The following is a 25,435-nucleotide window of genomic DNA, read 5'->3' as shown; positions in this document are numbered from 1 at the left end:
ATCTCCTACAGAAGAGCGTCTTTGTTTTTAATGTAGACATCTGAAGGAGACACATCGTCTCGATCAGGCACAGTGTATGACGAATTTGAACCGTCAAGATCAGCTCCCCTACTAACAAGAGAGCCTACGCGAATTTTCACATTTTTCTCATCACCTCGTGTTTTAATTCCACTAATTGTTTGGTTCTCATTACTACCAATCTCAATATCTTCCGCCTCACTCACATTCCAAACTGCCCCGCTAACCGACATTATCCCAACCCCAATGACGGACAAAAAGGCGACTGAGAGAACGAGGGTACAGACTACCGCACACCGAATCGTTAGTCGCTGTTCCATTGTTGAGTCTCCGGCTGCGAGAACAGCGGTTCTCGGGGACTCAGGCCGCGGATCGCGACAGTGGAAGCCCGTCCCGCTGTCTCACAACGCGCGGTGGTCGCATTCGGTCGGATTGCTTATAAGTGAATTACGGACCGGGAAGCTTCCGCCTGCGGAAACATCTCCGGTAAAAGGGGCGTAGTCGGCGGATTCCGGACAAGCGTACTGCGGTAGAGTATGGACTCTCTAGCCGGAGTTGTTGGGTTAAACGGACCGCAAATAGGGCGTTAGTGTTCGACCTGCCCCATCAGGGACAGCAGCGAGTCGGAGGCGTCGACGGCGGCGGGGTGGACGCCGATAAGCGCGATCACGTCCTCGTCGTGTTGGACCGTCCCGACGTACAGGTACACCGGAACGTCTTCCACTTCTCCGCTCTGTCCGTTGCCGGCGTTGACCTCCGCGTTGACGGTCGTTTCGAAGATCGCGATCTCCACCTCTTTGTCGAGAACGGTTCGAGTCTCCGACCCCCGCTCTTCGATGTCACTCGTCTCGATCTCGGTGTCGTTGCCGCCGATGCCGCGCTGATCGACCTGTTCTAACAACCGTCGGATCAGCTCTGCGTCGTCCGCGCGGACGAGCGGGTTGACGGACTGCCCGCCCACCGACGCGTCCGGAGTGCTTGCCACGGACAGCGCGGATCCGTTGTCCGCGTTCTCGTACCTGGTAATCCACGTCGTCGCGGACAGCTGCGCGTTCACGCCGGCCACGTCGAACTCCTGTTCGACGGTGAACGACTCCGGCTCCTCTCCGTCGTACCCCGCTTCGGACGCGGCCGGGGACGGGACGGTTGCCGGCTCCGCGTCGAACTCGTAGTTACCGTTCTCGCCGCCGGCGCCGGCACACCCGGCGACCGCGACGGATGACGATGCGGCGATCGCCGCGAGCAGTCCGCGTCTATGCATACCTACCGATACGCCCGATGAGACGGTTAAGCGTATCGTCGAGGGTGTACCGATCTGATAATTTCGCAGTCGCGTGGCCTCTGGCCGGTACCCTTCGGTCTGCTAACTGGTCGCTCGTGAGGCGGCCACGGAGCGGTTCGGCGGCGAAGTCGAAGGCACAAAGTTCACGGTGTGTCGCGCGCGAGGTGAGCCAAATGGAACGCCGAGGACAAACCGGGCTGGTGGAAGCGCTCCTCCTTGACGTCGTTCGCCTCCACGAGACGTGGATGGAGGTCGTCTTTCCCCGACAGCTCGATCCGAGCGCGGTGTTGGGGAAGTGGAAACCCGAGACTTCCGTCCAGACGGTCGGATACTACCTCTGGGCCGTCGTCGGGGCACCGCTCGTGGCGGTGGCGTATCCACTGCTTCTCGTCGGGTTCGCCACCCGGTACTACGCGGCGAAGCTCGACTCCGCGGTCACGCGGTTCGGTGTGCTTGGCGCGGTGATCGTCGCCACGGTCGTCTGGGGCTCTTTGACCCTCCTCGCGCACTTCCAACTGCCGACCGAGGTGATGCTTGGTATCGGCGGCGCCAGCGTCGTCGCCGTGGTCGCCGCCGGGCTCGCAGCCGGGTTCTCGAAGACCGGCGGACGGTTCGTTAGCGTCCTCCTCGCGTACCCGTTCGCGATGACGGCGATCTTCCTGCCGCCGGTCGTCGCCGGGCTGCTCACGCCCTCGATCTCGAACGTGGTCCTCGACCCGAGCTACGAGCTCGCGCGCTGGATCCTCGACACGTTCCTCGCCGTCGGCGGGATCAACGAGACGCTTCGCGGCGCCTTCGACCTGGAGACGTTCGGACAGCAGTGGGGCGTCACCGGGCTCGGCTACGTCCTGATGTGGGTCGGGATCTCCGTCCCGCTCGGCTGGTTCCTCGGCCTGCTGGTCGCGCTGGCGAACCTCATCCGCCCGAAGCCGGAGAACTGAGCTGCCGCGACGAGCGACGATATCTTCGGCGTCGCCGTCTCGCTACGGCTCTCGGTCGAACCGCTCGCTCGCGGTCTCGAATGCGGACTCCGACTGCTCCTTGCTCCGGCGACTCTCTCTCGCGGCGATCGCCTCGGGATCGGGACTGGCGTCGTCGTCGATCCGGGCGAACGACTTGTGGACCTTCGTGTGACACCAGCGACACAGAGCGACGGTGATCTCGTGTGGACCGGCGTCCTCGGAGTCGGGAGAATCGGGCGAACCAGAGGCGGCGTCCCCGTACGACAGGTGGTGCTCCTCGACCAGCGGGCGGGCGTCGTCGTGGGCCAACCGGACCTCCGGCAGCCCGCATCGGGAGCATTCGCGTCCGTCCGTCGTCGATCGGTACTGCGGGCAGGCACGCCACGCGCTCGCTTCGCCGACGTGACAGCGGTAGCCGTCTCTGCGGCGTTCGGCCGCGAACTCGCGGTCGTCGCCGGCTCGCGTCAGCGCGAACCGACAGCGACCGTCGTCGGTGAGGTGGTCGCAGACGCCCGCGACCGCGTACGGGTCGTCGACGCCGACCGGGGTGCCGTCCGGCGTGCGTTCCACGTTAACTCACCTCAGATGAGGCTCGCGCCGTCGAGATCGGTCCGACCGTACTCGACGTCGAGCAGGCGCAGGAGCGTGGGCGCAACGTCGAGGAGGTCCGCGTCCTCGACTTTCGCGTCCGGGTGATCGATGAACAGGGCGGCGTCCTCGAACGTGTGCATTCCCGTCCGCGGGCCGTCCGAATCGAACACCGCGCCGCGGGGACGGAATCCGGCCTTGAGGTCGAACCCCTCGTGCGGGACCACCACGAGGTCGGGTGCGATGGCGTCGTGGTCGCCGCGGAACACCGTCTCGCGCTCGACGACCCGCTTCGCCACCGGGTTTCCGTTCGGGCCTTCCCACGCCTCGAGTTCGGTCCGGAGCTCCTCCCGGACCGCTTCGTACTCCGATTCGGGGACGACACCGTCGGGCTCACGGCCCTCCACATTGAGGTAGAAGCGACCGGGAACGAGCGAGTACGCGCGGGCGTCGTCGTCGATGTCGGACAGCGAACCGTGGTCGTCGCCGTCGTACGAGAGCCACCCCTCGCGTTCGAGCCACTCGTTGCAGTACACGTCGTGTTGGAGCCGCGTGAACCCGTGCGTGGAGCCGACGACGAGCCGCACGTCGTTCGGGAGCGCCGTCCGGATGGCGCCGATGTGCTCGTCGAGCGCGGCGTAGAACGCCAGCACGTCATCGCGGTAGGGGCCGCCGCCCTCGTAGTCACCCCACAGGAAGTGGTTGATCCGGTCCGGGGTGGAGAACACGCCGACGAACAGGTCCCAGTCGTCCCGCTCCACGTAGCGGGTGAACGCCTCCGCACGGGCGTCGAGGGTCTGGCGGGCCTGTTCGACGAACGCCGTCTTATCGTCTCGGTGGCCGAGCTTCGCGTTGACCGACAGCCGGTAGTCGCTCTCGGTGAGGTACTCCCGGAGCTCCTCCGGGTGGGCGGCCTTGTCGACGTCGGGCGAGAGGTAGCCGGAGACCATGCGCTGAACCGTTCGCTGCGGCGGGAAGGTGACGGGGACGTTCATCACGGTCGCGTCGAGGCCGGCGTCGGTCGCCCGGTCCCACACACGCGTCGCCTGCACGTCGCGGCCCATGGGAACGTAGGTGTCGTACGAGCCGACCTCGCGGTCTTGGAAGCCGTAGACGCCGGTCTCGCCGGGGTTCACGCCGCTCGTGAGCACCGGCCAACACGCGCTCGATTCCGGCGGCACGGCGCTGTCGATCGGTCCCCCGTCGCCCTCGTCGGCGATCGCCGACAGCGTCGGAAACGTGTCCGGATTGTCGGCGACGAGGCGGTGGGGAAGCCCGTCGATCCCGATGAACGCCACGCGGGGCGTGTCGTTCCCTCGCAGCCGGTCGAAGAGGCCCATAGGGGTACATCCGGCGTGGAGGGCAAAAGGGTTCACATCGCTTTCCGGACCTGTCGTCCCCGATGTCGGCGCCGCTCCTCTCGGGAGCCTTTTGAGGGCGGACCGTCACGGTGGCGCATGGAGACGCGACGCACGCTTCTCGTCGACGCGTTCGCGGACGAGCCGCTGGCCGGGAACGTCGCCGGCGTCGTGCCGGACGCCGCGGGGCTGGACGACGACCGGATGGGACGGATCGCCGCGGAACTCGGTGCGTCGGAGACAGCGTTCCTGTTCGACGCCGCCGATGACAACGCCCCTGATGGCGATGCTCCCGGTGGCGATGCCGCCGCCGCCGACGCCGACGAGCGGCTCCGATACTTCACGCCCTCGACCGAGGTCGATCTGTGCGGCCACGCCACGATCGCGACCTACGGCGCCCTGTTCGCCGAGGGCGCGATCGACGCCGGCGACCGGACTCTCCGGACCAACGTCGGCGACCTCGAGATTACGGTCGACGACGACGGAACCGTCTGGATGCGACAGAACCCGCCGACTGTCGACGTGATCGAGACGGCGGACGACGGCTCCACCCTCGATGCGGGCCGCCTCGGCGACGCGCTGGGGATCGACCCCGCGGCGCTGCGCGACGTGGGCGCCGACCTCCCGGTCGCGGTCGCCTCGACCGGGCTCCCGTGGCTCGTCGTCCCCGTGAACTTCCTCGAACGGCTCGGCGAGGCCGACCCCGACACGGCGGCGATCGAGGCGATCTCCGAATCGCACGACGTGGCCGGCGTGTACGCGTTCACGTTCGACACGCTCGACGCCGACTCGACGCTCCACGGGCGCGCGTTCGCCCCGGCGGTCGGAGTGTCCGAGGACCCCGTGACCGGGACCGCCAGCGGCGCGGTCGGGGCCTACCTCCGCGAGGTCGACGCGTTCGACGGCGATGCCCCGGACGAGCTGCGCTTCGAGCAGGGCCACTTCATCGATCGCCCCGGTCACGTCCGCGTCCGGGTCGACGGCGACGCGGTGCGCGTCGGCGGGCGGGCGGTCGTCTCGATGGACGGCGAACTGCGGGTGCCGCCGGCGGACGACGACGAGATCATCGAGGCGTAGCGCCGCGCTGCCCGGGGGTTGACCGCGCTGTCCAGCCGGTGACGCCGCCGCCGCGAGCCGAACCCTTAGGGTCTCGCGAGCCGTACCGTGGACATGAAGTTCGACCTTCCGCGTGCGGCCGGTATCGTCGCGCTCATCGTCGTCCTCGGAACCGCCGGAGTCACCTTCGGGACGCCGATGGAGCTTCAGACGACGCTGATGATGGTGCTCCCCTCGATGCTCGTCTTCGGTGCCATCGCCTTCGTCGTCGGGATGAAACACGGCGAGTTCCGCGCGACGCAGGTCTGAGACGGCGAACACGCAGATGGCGAACACGCCCCCGACGCGTTGCGACCCTGTGGCGCCCTCGAATCACGACGCTTTTTAAAATACCGACGACAAGCCCGATTCGTGCTAGTCGGGTCGCCGCTCACGGAACTCCTGTTGCTCGCCGGCGGCGCCGCCCTCCTGTACCTCGGCGCCGAACTGCTCGTCAAGGGCGCCAGCGATCTCGCGCTCGCTGTCGGGCTGAAAGCGTCGACGGTCGGGGTCACCGTCGTCGCGTTCGCGACCACGGCCCCCGAACTGTTCGTCTCCGTGCTCGGCGCGCTCACGGTGTCGACCGACACCGGGCTGGGCGCGATCGTCGGATCGAACATCGCCAACATCGGGCTGGTGTTGGGGATCTCCGCGCTGATCCGCCCGATCGCGGTCTCTCAGACCGTGTTCAGGCGTGACGTTCCGTTTATGGTACTCGCCGCGCTGCTGCTCGTCGGCTTCGGCTGGGACGGCCGGGTCGGCGCGTTCGAGGGCGTCCTCCTGCTCGCCGTCCTCGTCGCGTTCACCGGCGTCATCCTGCGACGGGTCCAGCAGACCCAATCGGGCATCTCCGACGCCGATCGCGACGGGATGCCGGACGCGCGCCTCCGCGACGCGGTCCTCGTCGTCGGGGGCATCGTCGCGCTGGTCCTCGGCTCTCGCTGGCTGGTCGAGGGGGGACAGTCGTTGCTGTCGGCGGCCGGGTTCTCCGACATCTTCATCGGGCTCACGGTGCTGGCGCTGGGGACCTCGCTGCCGGAGTTAGCTGCGAGCGTCGTCGCCGCGATCCGCGGCGAAGCGGAGTTCAGCGTCGGCAACGTCGTCGGGTCGAACATCTATAACATCCTCGCGGTCATCGGCATCGTCGCCGTCATCACGCCGATCAGCGTGAGCCCCGGCGTACGCGGCTTCGAGTTCCCCGCGCTGCTCGCCTTCACCGCCCTGCTCGTCGTGGTGATGTACCGCGGCGACCACATCACCCGGGTCGACGGCGGCGTTCTCGTCGTCGGCTACGTCGCGTTCATCTACCTGTTGCTGCCGTGAGCGCGCGGTCGGTGCCGCCGCCGACGGTGTGATGCCGGAGTGCCGCCGCCGACGGTGTGATGCGGCTCCGACGAGGCGACGTGCGGTCGCGCGCCCCGGAGGAACTTCGGCGGGCAGTGACCGACTCAGAACCGCGCTCGAACCGACGGCTATTCGGTCGCCCGACCCCGACCGGGAGCCGTGATAGCGATCGTCGTCAGCCGGGCCGACAGCGCCTCGGAACACATCGGGGAGCGCCTGCTCGACATCGGCGACTGGGAGCGCCGCGACGACCCGAGTCGCCCCGACGCCGCCGGCGGCGGGACGTACTACCGGACCGACGGGTTCGAACTGCGGGAGTTCGACGACCTCCACATAGACTTGGACGACCCGGCCACCGCCTTCGACTGCGACCCCGCGTTCCTCGCGTTCGTCTCGCGGCACTCCGGCGAGACGGGGGAACTGCTGACCGCCCACGTCACCGGCAACTTCGGTCCCGCACCGTACGGCGGCGAGCCGGAGACGCTGGCGCGCGCCGCGCCGGGCGCCGAGAAGCGCGTCGTCGAGGCGCTGGCGTCGCACGCCCCCGACGGGTACGACGCGGGGATCGAGTGCACCCACCACGGGCCGACGGCCACCGCCGTCCCCTCGCTGTTCGTCGAGCTCGGCTCCGGCGAGCCGCAGTGGACCGACCCCGAGGCGGCGCGGGCGGTCGCGCGGGCGGTGCTCGATCTGCGCGGAACCGGCGCGCATCTGGTGGGCGACAGCGGGGAGACGGTCGACGAGACCGCCGCCGACTCCCCGCCCCGGCACGTCGTCGGCTTCGGCGGCGGCCACTACGCTCCGCGGTTCACCCGGATCGTCCGCGAGACCGAGTGGGCGGTGGGCCACGTCGGCGCCGACTGGGCGCTCGGAGAACTGGGCGCGCCCGACGCGAACCGCGACGTTATCGAGCAGGCGTTCGCGCGGAGCCGCGCTGATCTGGCGGTCATCGAGGGCGACCGGCCCGACCTCGCGGCGACGGTCGAGGACCTCGGTCACCGCGTCGTGACCGAGACGTGGGTGCGCGAGGTCGGCGACACCCCCCCTATCGCTGGTCGAGCGGCTCGAGGCGGACGTCGCGACGGTCGACGAGGGGCTCCGGTTCGGCGAGGTCGTCCCCGAAACTCCCGACGGTCTCCGCGTCAAGGCGCTCCCGGCGGCCCTGCTCTCGCGGGCGCAGGGCGTGGACGCGGCCGCGGCCCGGGCGGCGGTGGAGACGAACACTGTCGCCTTCGACACCGAGCAGGCCGGGACGCGAGCAGCGGGCCGGGCCGCGTTCGGCGTCGCCGAGAGTTCGCCCGGATACGACGACCTCGTCGCTGACCTCGCGGACGTGTTGGAGCGCGGCTACGACGCCGTCGAGGTCAGTGACGATGCCGTGGTCGCTCGCGAGACGGCGTTCGACCCGGGGCTCGCCGCGGAGCGGGGCGTCCCGGAAGGGCCGGCGTTCGGGCGGCTCGCCGAGGGGGAGTCGATCGAAGTCGACGGCGAGACCGTCGCGCCAGAGGACGTGTCGGAGGCGCGGACGGAGCGGTTCCCGATCGAGTGACAGCGTGGTTCCCGATCGGGTGGCGGCCTCGACGGCGACGACGACCCGACGACGACCCGACGGCGACGCAGCGGAAGCGCGGCGGTCGACCTATTTGTTTTTGATCGGTGATACGCGGGCTTCGGCGGCTCTGGAGACCGTCTCCGGCCGTCTGACTCGCGTCAGACGATCGGGCAAAAATAAATACGTCCGGGTCGCAACCACACCATATAATGGACTCTATTGTAGAGGACGCCATCGACGAAGCCGAGGAATCCCCGGCGGACGGCGCCGGGGAGGACGGCACCGGCGGGAACGACGCCGCCGCCGGCGCCCCGCCACAGACCGGGACGATGACCGACGAGGAGCTGCAGGATGTCCTCCAGGATCTCCAGACGAACATCACCGTCGTCGGCTGTGGGGGCGCCGGCGGCAACACGGTTAACCGGATGACCGAGGAGGGGATCCACGGCGCGAAGCTGGTCGCCGCCAACACCGACGTTCAGCACCTCGTCAACATCGAGGCCGACACGAAGATCCTCATGGGCCAGCAGAAGACGCAGGGGCGCGGCGCCGGCTCCCTCCCGCAGGTCGGCGAAGAGGCCGCCATCGAGTCCCAAGAGGAGATTCAGGACGCCATCGACGGCTCGGACATGGTGTTCGTCACCGCCGGGCTCGGCGGGGGCACGGGGACCGGGTCGGCTCCGGTCGTCGCCAAGGCCGCCCGCGAGTCGGGCGCCTTGACGATCGCCATCGTCACGACGCCGTTCACGGCCGAGGGCGAGGTCCGGCGGACGAACGCCGAGGCCGGCTTAGAGCGACTCCGCGACGTGAGCGACACTGTCATCGTCGTCCCCAACGACCGACTCCTCGACGCGGTCGGGAAACTCCCCGTCCGGCAGGCGTTCAAGGTGTCCGACGAGGTGCTGATGCGCTCGGTGAAGGGGATCACGGAGCTCATCACGATGCCCGGGCTGGTCAACCTCGACTTCGCCGACGTTCGCACGGTCATGGAGAAGGGCGGCGTCGCGATGATCGGGCTCGGCGAGTCTGACTCCGACTCGAAGGCGCAGGACTCGGTGAAGTCGGCGCTCCGCTCGCCGCTGCTCGACGTCGACATCTCCGGCGCGAACTCCGCGCTCGTCAACGTCACCGGCGGCACCGACATGTCCATCGAGGAGGCCGAGGGCGTCGTCGAGGAGATCTACGACCGCATCGACCCCGACGCGCGGATCATTTGGGGGACCTCCGTCGACGAGGAGCTGGAGGGCGAGATGCGGACCATGATCGTGGTGACCGGCGTCGAGTCGCCCCAGATCTACGGCCGCAACGGTGAGGTCTCCGACGGGGAGGCCGCTCCCGAGATGGAAGACATCGACTACGTCGAATAACCGCTCGGTCGACGGTGGCGTTCGGTCGTTCGCCGACTTCCTTCTGCCGCTGCCGGTGTCTCTCCTTCTCGTTCCGTCCGCCTCGCATCAAAAGGTAAAAACCGGATCGACTCCAACCACCTCGTAACATGGACGTTCCGTACGACCTCAACAGCTACATTCGGGTGCTGAAACTGGCGAGCACGCCGGGCACCGACGAGTTCCTCCAGGTGTCGAAGATCGCCGGAGCCGGCATCCTCCTCATCGGCTTCATCGGCTTCCTGATGTTCGCGATCATGAGCCTCCTGCCGGGGGTCGGCGCGTAATGCCCATCTTCTCGGTGAAGACCACCGCGAGCCAGGAACGGACGGTCGCCGACATGCTCGCGGAGAAGGAGATGCCGGAGATCCAGGCCGTCATCGCTCCCGATCAGCTGACGAGCTACGTGATGGTCGAAGCGACGGACGGCAGCGTGTTCGCCCGGATCCTCGACGAGATCCCCCACGCCCGCGGCGTGATTCAGGGCTCCGAGGGGCCGGCACGGAGCCCCTTCTCCGAGGTCGAGCACTTCCTCTCGCCGACACCCGACGTGGAGGGGATCGCCGAGGGCGACATCGTCGAGCTGATCGCCGGCCCGTTCAAGGGCGAGAAGGCCCGCGTCCAGCGGATCGACGAAGGGAAAGACCAGGTGACCGTCGAGCTGTACGAGGCGACCGTCCCGATTCCGGTGACCGTCCGCGGCGACCAGATCCGCGTGCTCGACTCGGACGAGCGGTAAGCGGTCCGACTTCTCTCCGTCTCCGTTTTCGCGCTCGCCGATCCGACGGATCGTCGGCAACGACAAGGGCTTTATCCGCTGACGACTGACGGTTCGGACATGTTCGGTTCCGGCGTGCCGGCAGTTCTGAGCCTGCTGCCGGACACGTTCACGTTCGCGTGGCTCGTGGCGATCCTCTTCGCCGTCGCGTGGCTGCTCGACAGCCGCGGGCTGGCGGCGGGCCGGTCGATCGCGGCCGGCACGTGGGCGCTGTTCGGGCTGTTCTGGCTGACGACGGTGCCGTACTTCGCGTTCGAGCACCAGAGCTACGTTGAGTCGATCCTCGCGCTCGTCGGGGTCCCCGCCTGCATGTACGCCGGGTACCTCCTGTACAACGGGCGGGCGTCGCTGTTCACCCTCACGCGAGCGATCGCGATCATGCTGTTCATCTACCTCCCGTTCGAGACGATCCCGGCGTTCTCGCTCGCGGGAGTCGCGTTCCCCGAGCCGCGCCGGATCCTCATCGAGGCGGTCGCGACGCAGACCGGGATGCTCATCGACCTCCTCGGCTACGCCCCCGAGCGGGTGGCCAGCAGCGAGGGATACGACGCCGCCTACCTGTGGACCCTTGACGACGGCCACACCTACCGGATCGACATCGTGCTCGCGTGCACGGGGCTCGGGAGCATGGCGATCTTCGGCGGGCTCGTCGCCGCGGTCGACGCGCCCCTCCGACGGAAGCTCCGCGGGCTCGCGGTGTCGGTCTCGCTCATCTACGTCCTCAACATCCTCCGCACGACGTTCATCTCGGTCGTCGCTGGCAACCAGTACATGCAGTGGTACCCGGACCTCGTGTTGCTGATGTTCGGCGCGAGCGACCCCTACCGAGTGTCGTTCCTGATCTCCGACCGGATCATGAGCCAGCTGCTCGCGGTCGTGGCGCTGATCGGGATCACGTTCCTCGTGGTGCGCGAGCTGCCGGAGCTCGTGGTCATCCTCGAAGACGTGCTGTACCTGCTCACCGGCGAGGAGCACGACCTGACCGAGGCGCTCGATCTCCCGCGGGAGCCGACGAACCGCTGACGCGGCGTCGCGGAGACGTGTCGCGCCGAGTTATATATCAGTATATAGTAAGCTATAGGCGTCGCTGTCGACTGTTTCGCGTATGAGCGCGATGACTCGGTCGGAGCGGACCCCGGGAGGCCGGCGGCGGGCGCAGCGACAGTGGGCTCGGCGCCGGCGGCGAGGTGACGCCGCGTGTTGAGCGCCGTCGACCCGCTGGTCTACCTCCAGACGAACGTCGCGAAGCTGGTCTTGGCGACCGCGTTGGGAATGTTCCTCGGGTTAGAGCGGGAGTGGTCCCAGAAGTCCGCGGGGATCCGGACGTTCGCGCTGATCAGCCTCGCGGCGGCCGTCTTCTCGCTGCTCGGCGACGGCGGGCTCCTGCTCGTCGGCGGGGCGCTGATCGTCGCCATCGCGGTGCTGCTCGCGGTCCGGAGCTTCGTCGAGGAGGAGGTCGACGGGCTCTCCCTGACCACGTCGGTGTCGATGCTCGTCACGTACGGGGTGGGCGCGCTCGTCTCCGAGGGGTTCTTCATCGAGGCGGTGACGGTGGCCGTGCTCTCCTCGCTGCTGCTGGTGTTGAAACGCGAGCTCCACCAGTTCGCGTGGGGCCTCTCGCGGGAGGAGGTTCGCAGCGCGGTCGAGTTCACGATCCTCGCGTTCGTCGTCTTTCCGCTGCTCCCGGCGGAGACGATCGACCCGTGGGGCGCGGTCCAGCCGCGGCTCATCTGGTCGCTGGTCGTCGCGGTCAGCGCCATCGGCTTCGTCAACTACGTGCTCGTGAAGCGGTACCAGGGGCGCGGATACGCGGTCACCGGGTTCTTCGGCGGACTCGTGAACTCCACCGCGGTCGTCGCGGAGATGGCCAAGCGCGCGAAGGGGCGGGCGGACCTGCTCGACATCGCGGTCGGCTCGATCCTGCTGGCGAACGCCGCGATGGCCCTCCGGAACGCCGCCGTCGTCGCCGCGTTCGTTCCCGAAGCCGCCCTGATCGTCGGCGCGCCGCTGGGCGCGATCACGGTCGCCGGCGTGGGGATCGCGGTGTGGCGCAGCGACTGGCGGACGACGATGGAGGCGGAGCTCACCTCGCCGTTCAGCCTCCGGAACGCCCTGACGTTCGGGGCGCTGTTCCTCCTCGTGCTGGTCGTTTCGGCGGGCGCCGAGCGCGCGTTCGGCGCCAGTGGGTTCGTCGCCACGTCGTTCCTCGCTGGGCTCGTCTCCTCCGGGACGGCGACGACCACGGCCGTCTCACTTTTAGGGACCGGACAGATCACCGTCGACACCGCGGTCACGGGGGTCGTCGCGGGGACGCTCGCGAGCGTCCTCGTGAAGACGGCGTTCGCCGCGAGCATCGCGCGCGAGCTGATCCGGCCGGTGTTGTTCTGGAACCTCGTGTTGATCGCGGCGGGGATGGCTGTCGGCGTGCCGCTGCTGCTCCTGTAACCGCCTGGGGCTCTTGCCGCCCCGGTTAGGACAGGTGTTCGGCCACGTCGGTCGACGAGACCATGCCGACGTAGTCGTCGTCGACGACGGGGAGGTGTTTCACGCCGTACATCGTCATCATCGCCGCGACCTCCTCCATCATGAGATCGGGCGTCACGGTCTCGACGTTTTCGGTCATCACGTCGCGAACCACCGCACTGTCGAGGTCTCTGCCCGCGGCGACGGCTCCGACGATGTCGCTTTGGGTGACGATACAGCCCCCGCCGGTCGTCACGACGAGCGCGCTGATGTCGTCCCCGTTCATCCGCCGGGCCGCCTCTCGGAGCGGCTCGTCGGCTCCGATCGTTTCGAGCGGCGTCGACATGACCTCGCTGACGCGAGTCCGGTCGTTCAAATCCATACTGTGTGATGTGATAGCATATTTGATTACTCTTCCGGTAGGCGACCCCTCCGGTCACCCCGACTTCCGCGGCGGGGCGGCGAGCGGCTCACCGCTGTCCGGAGAGGTACGCCGTGAGGTCGGTCGTCGAGACCATCCCGACCAGCTGGCTCTCCGCGTCGACGACCGGCAGGTGCGTGTACCCCTCGTCCGTCGGCTCCGCGAGCTCCTCGACGGAATCGTCGGGAGACACGGTGGCGATCTCCGTCGTCATGAACGCCTCGACGGGCGTCTCGTCCTCCGGGTCGTTCCGCCGAACGAGCGACACGAAGTCGGTCGCGGTGATCAGACCGGCGAGGCGCCCGTCGTCGTCGACGACGAGAACCGAACTCACGCCGGTTTCCAACATGCGTTCGGCCGCGTCCGCTGCGGCCGCCCCCGATCCGATCGTGACGAGCTCGGTCGACATCAGCCGCTCGACTGGGATATCGGTCATGTGGTATGGTGACGCGAGATGGGAATATCAAACGACCGGTCGCTGGGGTCGGACGCCCCGCCGCGCTCACTCCTCGACGAGGTCCGCCGGCGCGCCCGCCAGCCCGGCGAGCGCGTCGGCCTCGACGTGGTGAAGGTCGCCGGGGATCACGAGCAGGTGGAGCGGGTCGCCGAACTCGCGGTCCGCGAGCGCGCTCAGGCGGTCCGCGGCGACGACCGAGTCGGGCGATCCGGCGCGGGCGACGACGACCGCGAGCGCGTCCTCCCACCCGTCGGCGAGCAGGCCGGCGGCGACGTCGGCGGCCATGTACTCCTCGTGATCCGGGTCGGGGCCGGTCGGCCCGGTGCCGACCTTGATGTCGAGGTAGACGACGGTGTGGAGCCCCCGCTCGCGGTTCGCCTCGATGGTGTCGACCACGCTTCCGGGCACGTCGTCGCCGCCGTGGGCGTACGGGAACGGGAGCGTCGTCGCCTTCCCGAACCGGTAGTTCTGGAGCCCGGTCAGGCTCGACGCGGCCGACTGGGCGGTCACGCCGTGGATCACGCGGGTGTCGATCCCGCGCTCCTCGGCGCGCAGCCGGAGGTCGGTGTGGGTCGTCGAGATCATCGTGTCACCGGCGGTGAGGAACGCGGCGTGCCCGTCGTCCGCCGCCGAGAGGATCGCTTCCGGGTCCTGTTCGACGCCCTCGCGCGACCGGACCTCGATCTCCGCGTCGTGATACGCCTCCAACTCCTCGACGCCGGCGCCGACCAGTTTGCTGGTGTAAAACTCGGCGAAGACCCGGTCCGCGGACCGGAGCGCTTCGCGCCCCTCGACGGTTATCGACCGCTCGTCGTAGAGTCCGAGACCGATGAACGTGAGCATACGGTCCGTCGGGGGGCCGGCGAGTAAAAGGACGCGGAAGGGCGTCCCGATCGGAGCGGCGGACGATCGACCCACGCGGTCGGCGGCGAGCGATACGAACGGTCGCGAGAGCCGATCGGGACGGTCCTACATGATCGTCTCTTGTGATTCCATAGCAAGCCCTAAGAGGTAACCAACATAACATCGACCTACGAGGCCCTCACGGGCTCACATACCATTATGACTGACGACGAACTCATCTGGCGGATTTCGGGGGGATCCGGTGACGGGATCGCTTCGACCAGCCAGAACTTCGCGAAGGCCTTGATGCGATCGGGGCTCAACGTCTTCACGCATCGCCACTACCCGTCGCGGATCCGCGGGGGTCACACCTACACCGAAGTCCGGGCGTCCTCGGACCCGGTGAACTCCCGGGGAGACGGCTACAACTTCCTGCTGGCGCTCGGCGACTCGTTCGCCCGAAACCCGCAGGAGGAGGCCGTCTACGGGAACGAAGAGATCAAGCCGCTCTCGGAGAACCTCGACGAGCTCCGCGAGGGCGGGGTTATCGTATACGACGAGGGACTGCTCGACGCCTCCGAGATTCCGAACTTCGAGGAGCGCGCCGAGGAGAACAACTGGCACGTATACCCGCTCGACCTGCGCGGCCTCGCCCGCGACATGGGGCGCGAGGTCATGCGCAACACCGCCGGCGTCGGCGCGACCTGCGCGCTGACCGGGATGGACCTCAATCACGTCGAGGACCTGATGCGCGACGCGATGCCGGAGAAGATCCTCGAACCGAACATCGAGATCCTCGAGACCGCCTACGACCAGGTCAGCGAGGAGTACGACGTGGACGCCCCGGACGTTGGGGTGCCGACCGGCGAGCACGACGAGACGCAGCTGCTCATGTCCGGCTCGGACGCCATCTCCTACGGCGCCATCGACGAGGGGTGCCGGTTCATCGCCGGCTACCCGATGACGCCGTGGACCGAGGTGTTCACCATCATGACGAAGAACCTGCCGAAGCTCGGCGGGATCTCCGAGCAGGTGGAAGACGAGATCGCTGCGGCCGCGCTCGCTGTCGGGGCCTCGCACGCCGGCGTGAAGGCCATGTCCGGATCCTCCGGCGGCGGCTTCGCGCTGATGTCGGAACCGCTCGGGCTCGCGGAGATGACGGAGACTCCCGTCGTCCTCGTCGAGGCCATGCGCGCCGGGCCGTCGACCGGGATGCCGACGAAGCCGGAGCAGTCCGACCTCGAGCACGTCCTGTACACCTCGCAGGGTGACTCCCAGCGCGTCGTGCTGGCACCCGGAACCGTCGAGGAGGCGTACGAGCAGTCGCGGATCGCCTTCCGGTTGGCGTACGAGTACCAGATCCCGTCGATCCTCCTGTACGACCAGAAGCTCGGCGGCGAGATGACCAACGTCCCGAAGAGCCACTTCGACCGCGAGCCGAACCCGACGCTCGGGAAGACGCTCTCGGAAGACGCGCTGGCCGACGAGCCGCACTCGGCCGACGGGAAGTTCCACCGGTTCCAGCACGACGTCGAGGACGGCGTCTCGCCGCGGTCGATCCCCGGTCAGAAGGGCGGTCGCTTCCTCGCGACCGGCAACGAGCACGACCCGACCGGCCACATCGCGGAGTCGCCCGACAACCGCGTCGCGCAGATCGACCGGCGCACGGAGAAGCTGGAAGCGATCCGCGCCGACCTCGACCAAGAGGACACCGGGTCGTACGCCGGCCCCGAGGACGCCCAGTACGGTATCCTCACGTTCGGCAGCCAGCAGGGGACCGTCGAAGAGGCGGTCGGTCGCCTCAACGACGCCGGCATCTCGGTGAAGTCGTACGGCGTCTCCGACATGCTCCCCTTCCCGACGGAGCAGGTGGAGGCGTTCGTCGAGAGCGTCGACGAGGTCCTCGTCGTCGAGATGACGGCGTCCGGACAGTTCCGCGGGCTCATTCAGAAGAATCTCGGCCGCTACGGCGAGAAGCTGTCGAGCCTGCTGAAGTACAACGGGAACCCGTTCGAGCCGGCGGAGGTCGTCGACGGGTTCGAGACCGCAATCATCGAGGGCGACGGCGATGCGTCCGGCCAGCAGACCACCTTCGTCCCAGCCGCAGGTGACTAACCAATGAGCACGTTTTCAGCAATCGGAGAGGAGCGAGAGATCGACCGCGACGAGTACACGCCCGGCGTCGAGCCTCAGCCGACGTGGTGTCCCGGCTGCGGTGACTTCAGCGTCCTGAAGGCGCTCAAGCAGGCGCTCCCCGAGGTCGGCCGCTCGCCGGAGGAGACCCTGCTGTGTACGGGGATCGGCTGCTCGGGCAAGCTGAACAGCTACCTCGACACGTACGGGTTCCACACGATCCACGGGCGCTCGCTGCCCGTGGCCCGCGCCGCGAAGCTCGCGAACCCCGACCTCGAAGTGATCGCCGCCGGCGGTGACGGCGACGGCTACGGGATCGGCGGGAACCACTTCATCCACACGGCCCGGGAGAACCACGACATGACGTACATCGTCTTCAACAACGAGATCTTCGGGCTCACGAAGGGGCAGACCTCCCCGACCAGCCCGAAGGGCCACAAGTCGAAGACGCAGCCGCACGGCAGCGCCAAGGAGCCGATCAAGCCGCTCTCGATGTCGCTGAACGCCGGCGCCTCCTACGTCGCCCGGACCGCCGCGGTCAACCCGAACCAGGCCAAGGAGATCCTGATCGAGGCGATCGAACACGACGGCTTCGCGCACGTCGACTTCCTCACCCAGTGTCCGACCTGGAACAAGGACGCGCGCCAGTACGTCCCGTACATCGACGTCAACGAGTCCGACGACTACGACTTCGACAAGACCGACCGCGTCGAGGCCGCGGAGATGATGCGCGAGACCGAAGAGTCGCTGTACGAGGGCGAGGTGCTCACCGGCCGCTTCTACGTCGACGAGGACCGTCCGTCCTACGGCGCCGAGAAGCAGTCGATCGGCGAGATGCCCGAGGAGCCGCTGGCCGAGCGCTACTGGGATGACGATTACGAGTGGGAGCGCTCCCACGACATGTTCCTCGACAAGCACGCCTGATACGGCCGTACGCCGGGATCGACCGGCGGTCCCGCCGGGGTTCGTCGTCCGTTCGTCTCGTTTTTTGATTCGCAAGGTATTTTTTCTGTGGAGACAAAGCGATACTCATGAGTACGGTATCGACGGAGGAACGGATCCTGTCGGTGTTAGAGGAGGACGCGCAGGCCTCCTGTGCGGAGATCGCCGACCGGGCTGACGTCTCGAAGCCGACGGTGCGGAAGTACATCGACCGCCTCGAGGAGAAGGGCGTGATCGTCGGCTACTCCGCGGAGATCGACCCGAAGAAGCTCTCGTCGCAGTCGATCGCGATGGTGGGTATGGACGTCGACTCGGGTCAGTACGTGGGCGCGACTCGCAAGCTGAAGGAGCTCGACGAGGTGCAGGCGCTGTACACCTCCTCCGGCGACCACATGCTGATGGCCGAGGTCCGCGCCGGCGACGGCGACGAACTCGGCGACGTCATCTCCGAGAAACTCCTCGGCGTCGACGGCGTCACCGCGGCGCACCCCTCGTTCCTGCAGGAGCGTCTGAAGTAACTCGCGGCGGGCGGTCCGTCCGGCATCGACAGATCCCTTCTACCGGTTGGTGAGCGCGGCGACGCGGGCGCTATCGCAGCGCGGCCACGTCGGCGACGACGACCAACTCGTCACCGGCCGGGCCGCGACGGGTGTCGCGGTGAGAGAATCCGTGCGCGCTGAAGAACTCGGTGGCGCCGGGACTGTCGGCGGGGACGGTCGCGCGAAGGGTTCCGACGCCGCGTTCGGTCACCGACGACGCGACGCGCGCGAGCAGTTCGGTCGCCACGCCCTCCCCCGCGTGGTTCGGGTGGACCCACAGCGCGAGCAGTTCGGCTTCCAGATCGCCCGCGCCGGCGTCGCCGCGCGCTTGGTTTGATCCCGGTTCGTCGGACGCCCCCTCCGCGTCAGGGTGGGCGATGGCGACGCCCACCGGTCCGTCCTCGTCCTCCATCAGGAACGACCACTCGGCCTCCGCGGCGGCCTCGCGGACGCCGGCGGCGGACACGTCGAGAAGGGGAGCTCCGATGTCGTCGAAGACGGTCGCCTCGCGGGCTCGCGAGACTGCCGTCCGCAGCGCCTCCGCGTCGTCGGGCCGCGCCGCCCGGACATGCATATACGACCGTGGGTAAAGAAGTCACCTATAGGTTTCGGGACGAGAACGTTTCACGGGGAATAACGGGCGAGAATACCCAAACCGATCAGCTCCGTCGGGAGTCCGCGTCTGACAACTGCCTGTCCTTACGGATCGCCGTACGGTCTCCCGCGGCGCTCCCGATCAGGCGTCAGGCGACCGGCTCGATCCCGATCGTGATCGCGACGCCTTCGACCTCCCACTCCTCGACGAGGCCGCCGTCGACGTTTGCGGCGTCGCTCGGGTCGTCGAGCCACGTGTCGGCGCGCACCTCGCCGGCGATCAGGTCGGCGTGGTCGTCGACGAAGCCGGAGACCCGGTCGTCGTCGACGGCGACGCCGACGCGGATCCGAGCCTCCACGTCCAGATCGAGATCCTTGCGCATCTCCTGTACGCGGCGGATCACGTCGCGGGCGTATCCCTCGGACTCGATCTCCGGAGTGAGAGAGGTGTCGACGTAGACGGCGCCGCCGTCGAAGTCGGCGCCGGAGACGTGCTCCGGCGGCTCGGCGACGTACTCGACCATCTCGTCGTCGAGGTCGACGGGCTCGCCGTCGACGGTCACCTCGCCGTTCTCGACCGCGGCGCGGGGCGCGCCCTGCACCGCTTCCATCACCTTCTGGGCGTCGGCGCCGAAGGCGGGGCCGATCGCGCCCATCTGCGGCTCGGCGGTCTCGACCAGCTCGTCGAAGGCGTCGGTGACGGTCACCTCGCGGGCGTTGACGCGCTCGGCGATCAGTTCCGAGAGGCGCTCGACCGCGGCGGTCACGCCCTCGTCGTCGCTCTCGACGACCACGCGCGGCACGGGCCAGCGGAGCTTCCGGCCGGCCTGCTGGCGGGCGTTCGCGGCGGCCTCCTCCACGTCGCGGAGGACGGCCATATCGTGCTCGAGATCCGGGTCGCGGAGGGTCTCGTCGGCTTCGGGATAGTCGAGCTGGTGGACCGTCGTGGCCTCGCCGTCGAGCGTCTGGTACATGCGCTCCGTCATGTACGGCGCGATCGGCGCGAGCAGTCGGGTCGTCTCGTCGAGGACCGTCGCGAGCGTCGCGTAGGCGCCGCGCTTCGAGGCGGAGTCGGCCTCCTCCCACATGCGGTCGCGGACCGCCTTCACGTAGAACCGTGACACGTCCTGGGTGACGAACTCGATCACCGCGTTGACGGCGTCGCTGACGCGGTAGTCCTCCCACGCCGCCTCGACCTCCGTCTCCACCGACTGGAGCCGCGAGAGCACCCACTCGTCGACGAGTTCGAGGTCGCCGTCGTCGAGGTCGGCCTCGGCGGGGTCGTAGCCGTCGAGGTCCATGTACTCCAGCGGGAACCGGAACACGTTCCAGAGGATGTTGAGCTTGCCCTGGATCTCACCGAGCCCGTCCCACTCGAACGCGAGGTCGACGCCCTGCTGGTCGTGGCTGAGCAGGTAGGTGCGCAGCGGATCGCGACCGGCGCGCTCGATCGCCTCCTCGGGCGTGACGATGTTGCCGACGGACTTGGACATCTTCCGCCCGTCCTCGTCGTTGGCGAACCCGTGCATGAGCACCTCTTCGTAGGGCACCTGATCCACCGCGGCGGTGCCCATCCCGAGCTGGGACCAGAACCAGCCGCGGGTCTGGTCGTGCGCCTCGACGATGAGGTCGGCGGGCCACAGCTCGTCGTGGGCCGCCTCGTCGCTCGGGTAGCCGAGCGTGCCCCACGAGGCGACCGAGGAGTCGAGCCACACGTCGAACACGTCCTCGACCCGGCGGTAGGCGGTCCCGTCCTCGACGATGGTCAGGTCGTCGACGGCGGGACGGTGGAGGTCGATCGTCTCGGGGTCGATGTCCTCCTCGACGCGCTCGGCGAGCTCTTCACGGGTGCCGATCACGATCATGTCCTCGTCGAGGTTCCCGGCGTCGGCGTCCTCCGGCACCCAGATCGGGATCGGGACGCCCCAGTAGCGCTGGCGGGAGACGTTCCAGTCGGGCGCGTCCTGGATGAAGTCGCGGAAGCGGTTGTCGCGGGCCCACTGGGGATGCCACTCCGACTCCTCCATGTTGTCGAGGAGGTCGTCTTTCACGTCCGTGATCGAGATGAACCACTGGTCGGTGACCAGCTGGATGATGCCGGTGTCACAGCGCCAGCAGTGGCCGTAGCTGTGATCGACGGTGCCGTGCGCGAGCATGTGGCCGTCGGCGACCAGGTCGTCGACGATGTCGTCGTTGGCGTCGCGCACGAACTGGCCGGCGTACGCTCCGGCGGCCGCCGTGAACTCGCCGTTGGGGGCGACCGGACAGCGGATCTCGAGCCCGAGTTCGGTGCCGCGGTGGAAGTCCTCCTCCCCGTGGCCCGGCGCGGAGTGGACCAGGCCGGTGCGGTCGGCCTCCACGTAGTCGGCGGCGTACACCTGTCCGGCGCCCTCGAAGTCGGGGTAGTCGGCGACGTGGTCGGCGAGCGGGTGGTCGTACTCCCAGCCGACGAGCTCGTCGCCCGTCAGTTCGCCTTCGACCTCGTACTCCTCGTAACGCCCCTCTTGCAGCACGTCCTCGACGCACTCGGCGGCGACGTAGAGGAGCTCCTCCTCGCCGTCCCTCTCGGCGCGGACGGCGTTGTAGGTGAGCTCCTCGTCGACGGCGACGAAGGTGTTCGCGGGGATCGTCCACGGCGTCGTCGTCCAGATGACGAGGCTCCCCTCGCGGTCGGCGAGCGGGAACTTCACGTAGATGGAGGGGTCCTCGACGTCCTCGTACTCGACCTCGTTGTTGGCGAGCCCGGTCTCACACCGCGGGCACTGCGAGATGGAGCGTTTCCCCTGTTCGACGAGCCCGTTGTCGGCGACCTCGGAGAACGCCCACCACGTCGCCTCCATGTACTCGGGGCTGATCGTCTCGTAGGGGTCGTCCCAGTCCATCCACACGCCGATGGATTTGAAGTCCTCGTCCATCGCCGCGCGGTTTCGCAGGGCGAACTCCTTGCACTTCTCGATGAACGACTCCATGCCGTACTCCTCGATGTCCCGCTTGTTCTCGAAGCCGAGCTCCTCCTCGACTTTCACCTCGATCGGGAGCCCGTGCATGTCGTACCCCGGGCGGTCGGTGACGCGGTGCCCCGTCATCCGCTTGTGGCGGATGATCGCGTCCTTCAGCGTCTTGTTCCACGCCGTGCCGAGGTGCATCTGTCCGGAGGTGTACGGCGGGCCGTCGACGAAGAAGAAGGGCGGGTCGTCGGCGTGCGCCTCCTTCGCCGACTCGTAGGCGTCGGTGTCGTCCCAGTACTCGTCGACCCCGGACTCCACGTCCGCGGGCGTGTACTGGTCGTCGATCTCGTCCATATCCGTTGGTCTGCGCGCGCGTATTTGAATACGGCGGACTCTGCGCCGACCGTCCCCATCGGCGACGCGCGACTCGCGTCAGCGGTCCGCGGCCGGCGTCGTCCGCCCGGTCATCGTGCGGATCTCGAACTCGGCGATGGTGATATCGACGGCTTCGATCGCTTCGTCGAACACGCGGATCGGCGTAAATCGACGGTTGATCTCGGCGGTGTCGAAGCGCTCGCGCTCGGCCTCGGACAGCTCCGCGAGCCGCCCGGTGACGACGACGCTCCACGAGTCGAGCTCCTGCGGTTCGTCGGTCGGGTCCGTGTCGTGGACGACGTAGCAGGCGGTTTCGGTCGCGTCCCAGAAGGCTCGCTTCGTGCTCTCGTCGCGCAGTCCGAGGCGGAAGTAGAGCTTCTCGCCGTCGTAGTAGTGCGCCAGCGGAAGCGCGTACGCGTCGTTATCCCGAGCGAGCGACAGGACGCCGGAGTCCGCCGTGCGTAGGCGTTCGGCGGCCTCGTCGTCGTTCATCCCGCGAGTGTACGCGTAGTGAACGTGTTCCATACGTGACGTTCGTCCGGCGTCGGCTTAACTCCCACAGCGGTCGGCGACGCCGCCCGGCGAGTTCGGCCTCGTGGCCCCTTCGGAACAGGGCCCTTCCCTCGCGGACGAGAACGTGGGCCGTGTCCCTCCGACAGCTCGCGCGCGAGAACCTCGGCTGGGCGCTCGTGGCACGGAGGCCCGACCGGGACCCGGAGCGGTCGACGCCGCCGGACGGGGACGACGAGCGGAACCGCCGCGAGCGCGAGGCGGAGGCGCGGAGCGGCGGATACGGCGGGATCGGCGGCGGATAGCGGGATTTTTCGTCCGAACCGCCGCTGCCGCCACGCTTTACAGATCGGCGGCGAGAGGGGACCGTATGGAGTATCGACGACTCGGCAACACGGGACTCAGCGTCTCCGAGCTCTGCTTCGGGACGTGGCGCTTCGGGCGAGAGACGAACGGCGTCGTGGAGACGGGGCGCGAGGAGGCCCACGAACTGCTCGACGCGGCGGCGGACCGCGGGATCAACTTCATCGACACCGCCAACGTGTACGGGACGCCGAACGGGAAAAGCGAGGAGTACATCGGCGAGTGGCTCGCCGACCGCGACCGCGAGGACTACGTGATCGCCTCGAAGGTGTACTTCCCGTTCGACGGGCGCGGCGAGCCCGGCCCCAACGACTCGGGACTGGGGCGAAAGCACGTTCGCGCGCAGGTCGAGGGGACCCTCGACCGGCTCGACACGGAGTACCTCGACGTGTACTACATCCACCGCTGGGACGAGGAGACGCCGATCGAGGAGACGATGCGTGTCCTCGACGAGCTCGTCTCGGAGGGGAAGGTGCACTACCTCGGCGCCTCGACGATGGCGGCGTGGCAGCTGACGAAGGCGCTGTGGACCGCCGACGCCAACGACTACGCGCGCTTCGACGTGGTCCAGCCGCTCCACCACGCCGGCTACTACGAGGACGTGGAGGGGTACCTCGACGTCTGCGCCGACCAGGACCTCGCGGTGTGTCCGTACTCCCCGCTCGCGGGCGGGTTCCTCACCGGGAAGTACGAGCGCGCGGACCCGGAGGACCCGGAGCAGGTGATCGCCCCGGACGGATCGCGGGCGAGCTTCGACGACCGGTTCGAGCGCTTCTACCTCTCGGAGCGCGGCTGGAAGGTGCTCGACGCGGTGCGCGAGGTCGCCGACGAGCTCGACGCGACGCCCGCCCAGACCGCGCTCGCGTGGCTCACGGAGTGGGACGAGTTCACCTGTGTCCCCATCGTCGGCGCGCGCACGCCCGACCAGCTCGCGGAAAACGTCGCGGCCACCGATCTCGACCTCTCTGACGGGCAGTGGAACCGGATCATGGACGCGCGCTACGCCCCGGACGGGAACCTTTGGGGGCACTGAGCGGTCGCCCCCTCGACTCCGCCTCTCGCACGGCGCTACTCGTCGAAGTCGGGAAGGTCGTCCGGCGCCTCGAACTCGGCCTCCCAGTCGATGTACTCCCGTTTCAGCGTCTCGCAGACGATCTGCCCGAGCTCGGTGAGCCCCGCGTTGATCGCCGAGACGGTGCCCCACGAGTCCAGGTCGGGGTGGAGGTCGCGCTCCTTCCAGTCCTCGGGGAGTCCGGGGGCGTGGTACCCCACTCGGTCGGCGAAGTCGTCCCAGAAGAAGTCGAACCGGGAGACCAGATCGAGGTCGAGCGCGATCCGCCAGTCCGCCTCGTCCATGTCGCTGCCGGCGGCCCACTCCTCGAACGCCTCCTCCCACGCGCCTTCGCGCAGGAACGCCTCCAGCTCGTCGCGGCGGTACTCCCCGCCCGCGACCTCCGCGTCCTCGTACTCGTTGGGGTCCACGGCGGCGAGCTCGGGCGGCTCCGGCGGGTCGACATCGAGGGTCATGTGCCTCCCTCCGCGCCGGCGACCCAAAACGCTACGGGAGCACGCCGGCGGACGCCGCCGCACGCCGACGACTCGCCGCGATCCGGTCCTTTTACCGCCGTCCCCTCCCGAGCCACGACCATGGAGCTCCGCGACATCTCGCGCCGGGCGGGAATCGCCGCCGGCGTCGTCACCGTGATCGCGCTCGGCGCGCCGTACGCGGTCGTGTCGGGCGGCGAGTACGCGTCCCAGCTCGCCGGCTACTACGCCTCCGGCCCGCTCGGCGGCGCCGGCGTCGCCCTGTTCGCGCTGCTCGGCGCGGTCGTCGTCGCCTCCGTCGAGCGCGGCAACCTCGATCCGGGGACGCTCGCCGGCGTCGCGGTGATGCTCGGCGTCGCGACGACGCTGAGCGCGGCGCTGTGGGCCGCGGCGGTCGAGCCCACCACGATGTTCGCCGAACACCGCTGGCTGGAGTGGCACGCTCGCGCCGTGGTCGTTCTCTCGGTCCTGATGCCGGTGTCCGCCGCGGTGTACGCCCGCGAACTGCTGGCGTAGGGGCCCGGTCTCCGACCGGCTGTCCGGCGAACGAAAGGCCCTTAAGGTGGTGCCGTGTACCTCGAAGTGGACTAGGTCGGGCGGTTAGGCCCCGCTCGTCACCCGTGAGGTAGTCTTTAGCGGGGACCGAACAGCGGGCGCGTCCGGTCTGACCGGCGCGGGCCCCGAGAGCCAACGTGGAAGCCTCGTCCGCCGGGGACAGCGGTCCGCGGCGTCCGCTCGCAGGAGCGGTCCGTCGCGGTTCGTCGGCGACACTGGGTCAGGCGCGGAAGCGAGCAGCCCACCGCCGGACGCCCGTCGCTCGTCGGGTCGCGGGGTGGAGAAGGCAACCGGGATACCCCGCGCCGGAACGCCGGGCAACCCCGCCTGTCCGCCATTCATATCCGTTTTCACACCCGTTAGCGGCCGCGCTCCCGCTCGACCG

The 25,435-nt window shown here is 68.4% G+C and carries 26 protein-coding genes, 1 other RNA gene and 1 pseudogene; 17 read left to right on the top strand and 11 right to left on the bottom strand.

Annotated features, from left to right (window positions below; all coding sequences use genetic code 11):
- Window positions 1–5 precede the first annotated feature (5 nt).
- Together DJ69_RS17820 and DJ69_RS07520 are read right to left on the bottom strand one after the other, a co-directional pair.
- On the bottom strand, window positions 6–224 hold the full coding sequence (locus DJ69_RS17820) for a hypothetical protein (protein ID WP_144050398.1): 219 nt from the start codon (window positions 222–224) through the stop codon (window positions 6–8).
- 380 nt (window positions 225–604) lie between these two features.
- Window positions 605–1,279, bottom strand: coding sequence for a DUF6517 family protein (locus DJ69_RS07520; protein WP_099255055.1), 675 nt, complete (start codon window positions 1,277–1,279; stop codon window positions 605–607).
- A 221-nt stretch (window positions 1,280–1,500) separates the two neighbouring features.
- Between DJ69_RS07520 and DJ69_RS07515 the strand changes: the two genes are divergently transcribed.
- Window positions 1,501–2,241, top strand: a complete 741-nt coding sequence (locus tag DJ69_RS07515) for a hypothetical protein (protein ID WP_099255059.1) — start codon at window positions 1,501–1,503, stop codon at window positions 2,239–2,241.
- Between the two features lie 42 nt (window positions 2,242–2,283).
- Here the strand turns inward: DJ69_RS07515 and DJ69_RS07510 are convergent, their stop codons facing one another.
- Both DJ69_RS07510 and DJ69_RS07505 read right to left on the bottom strand, forming a co-directional pair.
- On the bottom strand, window positions 2,284–2,832 hold the full coding sequence (locus DJ69_RS07510) for a DUF7097 family protein (protein WP_099255054.1): 549 nt from the start codon (window positions 2,830–2,832) through the stop codon (window positions 2,284–2,286).
- An 11-nt stretch (window positions 2,833–2,843) separates the two neighbouring features.
- Window positions 2,844–4,190 carry an alkaline phosphatase family protein gene (locus DJ69_RS07505; protein WP_099255053.1) on the bottom strand — a complete coding sequence of 449 codons (1,347 nt, stop codon included), beginning with the start codon at window positions 4,188–4,190 and terminating at the stop codon, window positions 2,844–2,846.
- Between the two features lie 117 nt (window positions 4,191–4,307).
- On the opposite strand from DJ69_RS07505, the gene DJ69_RS07500 reads away from it, so the two are divergent.
- The 9 genes and pseudogenes from DJ69_RS07500 (at window position 4,308) to DJ69_RS07460 (ending at window position 12,807) form a co-directional block, all read left to right on the top strand.
- Window positions 4,308–5,285 carry a PhzF family phenazine biosynthesis protein gene (locus DJ69_RS07500; RefSeq protein ID WP_099255052.1) on the top strand — a complete coding sequence of 326 codons (978 nt, stop codon included), beginning with the start codon at window positions 4,308–4,310 and terminating at the stop codon, window positions 5,283–5,285.
- Window positions 5,286–5,378: 93 nt separating this feature from the next.
- Window positions 5,379–5,573 (top strand): DUF7333 family protein, encoded by a 195-nt coding sequence (locus DJ69_RS07495; protein WP_099255051.1) that lies wholly within the window; start codon window positions 5,379–5,381, stop codon window positions 5,571–5,573.
- Between the two features lie 102 nt (window positions 5,574–5,675).
- Window positions 5,676–6,626 (top strand): calcium/sodium antiporter, encoded by a 951-nt coding sequence (locus tag DJ69_RS07490; RefSeq protein ID WP_099255050.1) that lies wholly within the window; start codon window positions 5,676–5,678, stop codon window positions 6,624–6,626.
- 180 nt (window positions 6,627–6,806) lie between these two features.
- Window positions 6,807–8,196: pseudogene (locus DJ69_RS07485) on the top strand (D-aminoacyl-tRNA deacylase).
- A 212-nt stretch (window positions 8,197–8,408) separates the two neighbouring features.
- Window positions 8,409–9,566, top strand: a complete 1,158-nt coding sequence (gene ftsZ / locus DJ69_RS07480; protein ID WP_099255049.1) for a cell division protein FtsZ — start codon at window positions 8,409–8,411, stop codon at window positions 9,564–9,566.
- A 128-nt stretch (window positions 9,567–9,694) separates the two neighbouring features.
- Complete coding sequence (locus DJ69_RS07475) at window positions 9,695–9,871, top strand: protein translocase SEC61 complex subunit gamma (RefSeq protein ID WP_099255048.1); 177 nt, start codon at window positions 9,695–9,697, stop codon at window positions 9,869–9,871.
- The gene (locus DJ69_RS07470; protein WP_004050001.1) at window positions 9,871–10,323 is read left to right on the top strand and encodes a transcription elongation factor Spt5; all 453 of its coding nucleotides are present in this window, start codon (window positions 9,871–9,873) and stop codon (window positions 10,321–10,323) included. Before DJ69_RS07475 ends, DJ69_RS07470 begins: the two co-directional genes overlap by 1 nt.
- Window positions 10,324–10,422: 99 nt before the next feature.
- On the top strand, window positions 10,423–11,385 hold the full coding sequence (artA, locus tag DJ69_RS07465; RefSeq protein WP_099255047.1) for an archaeosortase A: 963 nt from the start codon (window positions 10,423–10,425) through the stop codon (window positions 11,383–11,385).
- Window positions 11,386–11,559: 174 nt separating this feature from the next.
- A complete protein-coding gene (locus DJ69_RS07460) occupies window positions 11,560–12,807 on the top strand; it encodes an MgtC/SapB family protein (RefSeq protein WP_099255046.1) in 1,248 nt (415 codons plus the stop codon).
- A gap of 25 nt (window positions 12,808–12,832) precedes the next feature.
- On the opposite strand, the gene DJ69_RS07455 is transcribed toward DJ69_RS07460, so the two are convergent.
- From DJ69_RS07455 to dph5, 3 genes are all read right to left on the bottom strand, one after another.
- On the bottom strand, window positions 12,833–13,207 hold the full coding sequence (locus DJ69_RS07455) for a CBS domain-containing protein (RefSeq protein ID WP_099255045.1): 375 nt from the start codon (window positions 13,205–13,207) through the stop codon (window positions 12,833–12,835).
- Window positions 13,208–13,295: 88 nt separating this feature from the next.
- A complete protein-coding gene (locus DJ69_RS07450; protein ID WP_099255044.1) occupies window positions 13,296–13,682 on the bottom strand; it encodes a CBS domain-containing protein in 387 nt (128 codons plus the stop codon).
- A 66-nt stretch (window positions 13,683–13,748) separates the two neighbouring features.
- Window positions 13,749–14,546, bottom strand: coding sequence for a diphthine synthase (dph5, locus tag DJ69_RS07445; RefSeq protein ID WP_099255043.1), 798 nt, complete (start codon window positions 14,544–14,546; stop codon window positions 13,749–13,751).
- A 219-nt stretch (window positions 14,547–14,765) separates the two neighbouring features.
- Between dph5 and DJ69_RS07440 the strand changes: the two genes are divergently transcribed.
- The 3 genes from DJ69_RS07440 to lrpA1 all read left to right on the top strand — a co-directional run bounded on the left by DJ69_RS07440 (window position 14,766) and on the right by lrpA1 (window position 18,139).
- On the top strand, window positions 14,766–16,661 hold the full coding sequence (locus tag DJ69_RS07440) for a 2-oxoacid:acceptor oxidoreductase subunit alpha (protein ID WP_099255042.1): 1,896 nt from the start codon (window positions 14,766–14,768) through the stop codon (window positions 16,659–16,661).
- A 3-nt stretch (window positions 16,662–16,664) separates the two neighbouring features.
- The gene (locus DJ69_RS07435) at window positions 16,665–17,603 is read left to right on the top strand and encodes a thiamine pyrophosphate-dependent enzyme (RefSeq protein WP_099255041.1); all 939 of its coding nucleotides are present in this window, start codon (window positions 16,665–16,667) and stop codon (window positions 17,601–17,603) included.
- 107 nt (window positions 17,604–17,710) lie between these two features.
- Window positions 17,711–18,139: an HTH-type transcriptional regulator LrpA1 gene (lrpA1, locus tag DJ69_RS07430; RefSeq protein ID WP_099255040.1), complete on the top strand. Its 429-nt coding sequence runs from the start codon at window positions 17,711–17,713 to the stop codon at window positions 18,137–18,139.
- 70 nt (window positions 18,140–18,209) lie between these two features.
- Here the strand turns inward: lrpA1 and DJ69_RS07425 are convergent, their stop codons facing one another.
- From DJ69_RS07425 to DJ69_RS07415, 3 genes are all read right to left on the bottom strand, one after another.
- Window positions 18,210–18,734 carry a GNAT family N-acetyltransferase gene (locus DJ69_RS07425; RefSeq protein WP_099255039.1) on the bottom strand — a complete coding sequence of 175 codons (525 nt, stop codon included), beginning with the start codon at window positions 18,732–18,734 and terminating at the stop codon, window positions 18,210–18,212.
- Between the two features lie 169 nt (window positions 18,735–18,903).
- Entirely contained in the window at window positions 18,904–22,056 is a 3,153-nt protein-coding gene (gene ileS, locus DJ69_RS07420) for an isoleucine--tRNA ligase (RefSeq protein ID WP_099255038.1), read from the bottom strand.
- A 78-nt stretch (window positions 22,057–22,134) separates the two neighbouring features.
- The gene (locus DJ69_RS07415) at window positions 22,135–22,602 is read right to left on the bottom strand and encodes a pyridoxamine 5'-phosphate oxidase family protein (protein ID WP_099255037.1); all 468 of its coding nucleotides are present in this window, start codon (window positions 22,600–22,602) and stop codon (window positions 22,135–22,137) included.
- A gap of 119 nt (window positions 22,603–22,721) precedes the next feature.
- On the opposite strand from DJ69_RS07415, the gene DJ69_RS18280 reads away from it, so the two are divergent.
- Both DJ69_RS18280 and DJ69_RS07410 read left to right on the top strand, forming a co-directional pair.
- Window positions 22,722–22,892 (top strand): hypothetical protein, encoded by a 171-nt coding sequence (locus DJ69_RS18280; protein WP_180271741.1) that lies wholly within the window; start codon window positions 22,722–22,724, stop codon window positions 22,890–22,892.
- A gap of 65 nt (window positions 22,893–22,957) precedes the next feature.
- Window positions 22,958–23,983, top strand: a complete 1,026-nt coding sequence (locus DJ69_RS07410) for an aldo/keto reductase (protein ID WP_099255036.1) — start codon at window positions 22,958–22,960, stop codon at window positions 23,981–23,983.
- Between the two features lie 35 nt (window positions 23,984–24,018).
- Here the strand turns inward: DJ69_RS07410 and DJ69_RS07405 are convergent, their stop codons facing one another.
- Complete coding sequence (locus tag DJ69_RS07405) at window positions 24,019–24,477, bottom strand: hypothetical protein (protein ID WP_099255035.1); 459 nt, start codon at window positions 24,475–24,477, stop codon at window positions 24,019–24,021.
- Between the two features lie 120 nt (window positions 24,478–24,597).
- Here DJ69_RS07405 and DJ69_RS07400 point away from each other — a divergent pair, with 120 nt between their 5' ends.
- Window positions 24,598–25,011: a DUF7548 family protein gene (locus DJ69_RS07400; RefSeq protein ID WP_099255034.1), complete on the top strand. Its 414-nt coding sequence runs from the start codon at window positions 24,598–24,600 to the stop codon at window positions 25,009–25,011.
- 64 nt (window positions 25,012–25,075) lie between these two features.
- An RNA gene (gene ffs, locus DJ69_RS07395) (signal recognition particle sRNA) lies at window positions 25,076–25,387 on the top strand.
- Window positions 25,388–25,435: the final 48 nt, after the last annotated feature.

Source organism: Halorubrum persicum, assembly GCF_002727125.1.
Lineage (GTDB): Archaea > Halobacteriota > Halobacteria > Halobacteriales > Haloferacaceae > Halorubrum > Halorubrum persicum.
The sequence above is the reverse complement of the archived record's forward strand: the minus strand, read 5'-3'. Positions and strand labels throughout refer to the sequence as shown.

Coding starts and splice junctions, on each gene's coding strand:
- DJ69_RS07520 (WP_099255055.1), bottom strand. CDS start 1,279: ATGCATAGACGCGGACTGCTCGCGGCGATCGCCGCATCGTCATCCGTC.
- DJ69_RS07505 (WP_099255053.1), bottom strand. CDS start 4,190: ATGGGCCTCTTCGACCGGCTGCGAGGGAACGACACGCCCCGCGTGGCG.
- DJ69_RS07500 (WP_099255052.1), top strand. CDS start 4,308: ATGGAGACGCGACGCACGCTTCTCGTCGACGCGTTCGCGGACGAGCCG.
- DJ69_RS07495 (WP_099255051.1), top strand. CDS start 5,379: ATGAAGTTCGACCTTCCGCGTGCGGCCGGTATCGTCGCGCTCATCGTC.
- ftsZ (WP_099255049.1), top strand. CDS start 8,409: ATGGACTCTATTGTAGAGGACGCCATCGACGAAGCCGAGGAATCCCCG.
- DJ69_RS07475 (WP_099255048.1), top strand. CDS start 9,695: ATGGACGTTCCGTACGACCTCAACAGCTACATTCGGGTGCTGAAACTG.
- DJ69_RS07470 (WP_004050001.1), top strand. CDS start 9,871: ATGCCCATCTTCTCGGTGAAGACCACCGCGAGCCAGGAACGGACGGTC.
- artA (WP_099255047.1), top strand. CDS start 10,423: ATGTTCGGTTCCGGCGTGCCGGCAGTTCTGAGCCTGCTGCCGGACACG.
- DJ69_RS07455 (WP_099255045.1), bottom strand. CDS start 13,207: ATGGATTTGAACGACCGGACTCGCGTCAGCGAGGTCATGTCGACGCCG.
- DJ69_RS07450 (WP_099255044.1), bottom strand. CDS start 13,682: ATGACCGATATCCCAGTCGAGCGGCTGATGTCGACCGAGCTCGTCACG.
- dph5 (WP_099255043.1), bottom strand. CDS start 14,546: ATGCTCACGTTCATCGGTCTCGGACTCTACGACGAGCGGTCGATAACC.
- DJ69_RS07440 (WP_099255042.1), top strand. CDS start 14,766: ATGACTGACGACGAACTCATCTGGCGGATTTCGGGGGGATCCGGTGAC.
- DJ69_RS07435 (WP_099255041.1), top strand. CDS start 16,665: ATGAGCACGTTTTCAGCAATCGGAGAGGAGCGAGAGATCGACCGCGAC.
- lrpA1 (WP_099255040.1), top strand. CDS start 17,711: ATGAGTACGGTATCGACGGAGGAACGGATCCTGTCGGTGTTAGAGGAG.
- DJ69_RS07425 (WP_099255039.1), bottom strand. CDS start 18,734: ATGCATGTCCGGGCGGCGCGGCCCGACGACGCGGAGGCGCTGCGGACG.
- ileS (WP_099255038.1), bottom strand. CDS start 22,056: ATGGACGAGATCGACGACCAGTACACGCCCGCGGACGTGGAGTCCGGG.
- DJ69_RS07415 (WP_099255037.1), bottom strand. CDS start 22,602: ATGGAACACGTTCACTACGCGTACACTCGCGGGATGAACGACGACGAG.
- DJ69_RS07410 (WP_099255036.1), top strand. CDS start 22,958: ATGGAGTATCGACGACTCGGCAACACGGGACTCAGCGTCTCCGAGCTC.
- DJ69_RS07405 (WP_099255035.1), bottom strand. CDS start 24,477: ATGACCCTCGATGTCGACCCGCCGGAGCCGCCCGAGCTCGCCGCCGTG.
- DJ69_RS07400 (WP_099255034.1), top strand. CDS start 24,598: ATGGAGCTCCGCGACATCTCGCGCCGGGCGGGAATCGCCGCCGGCGTC.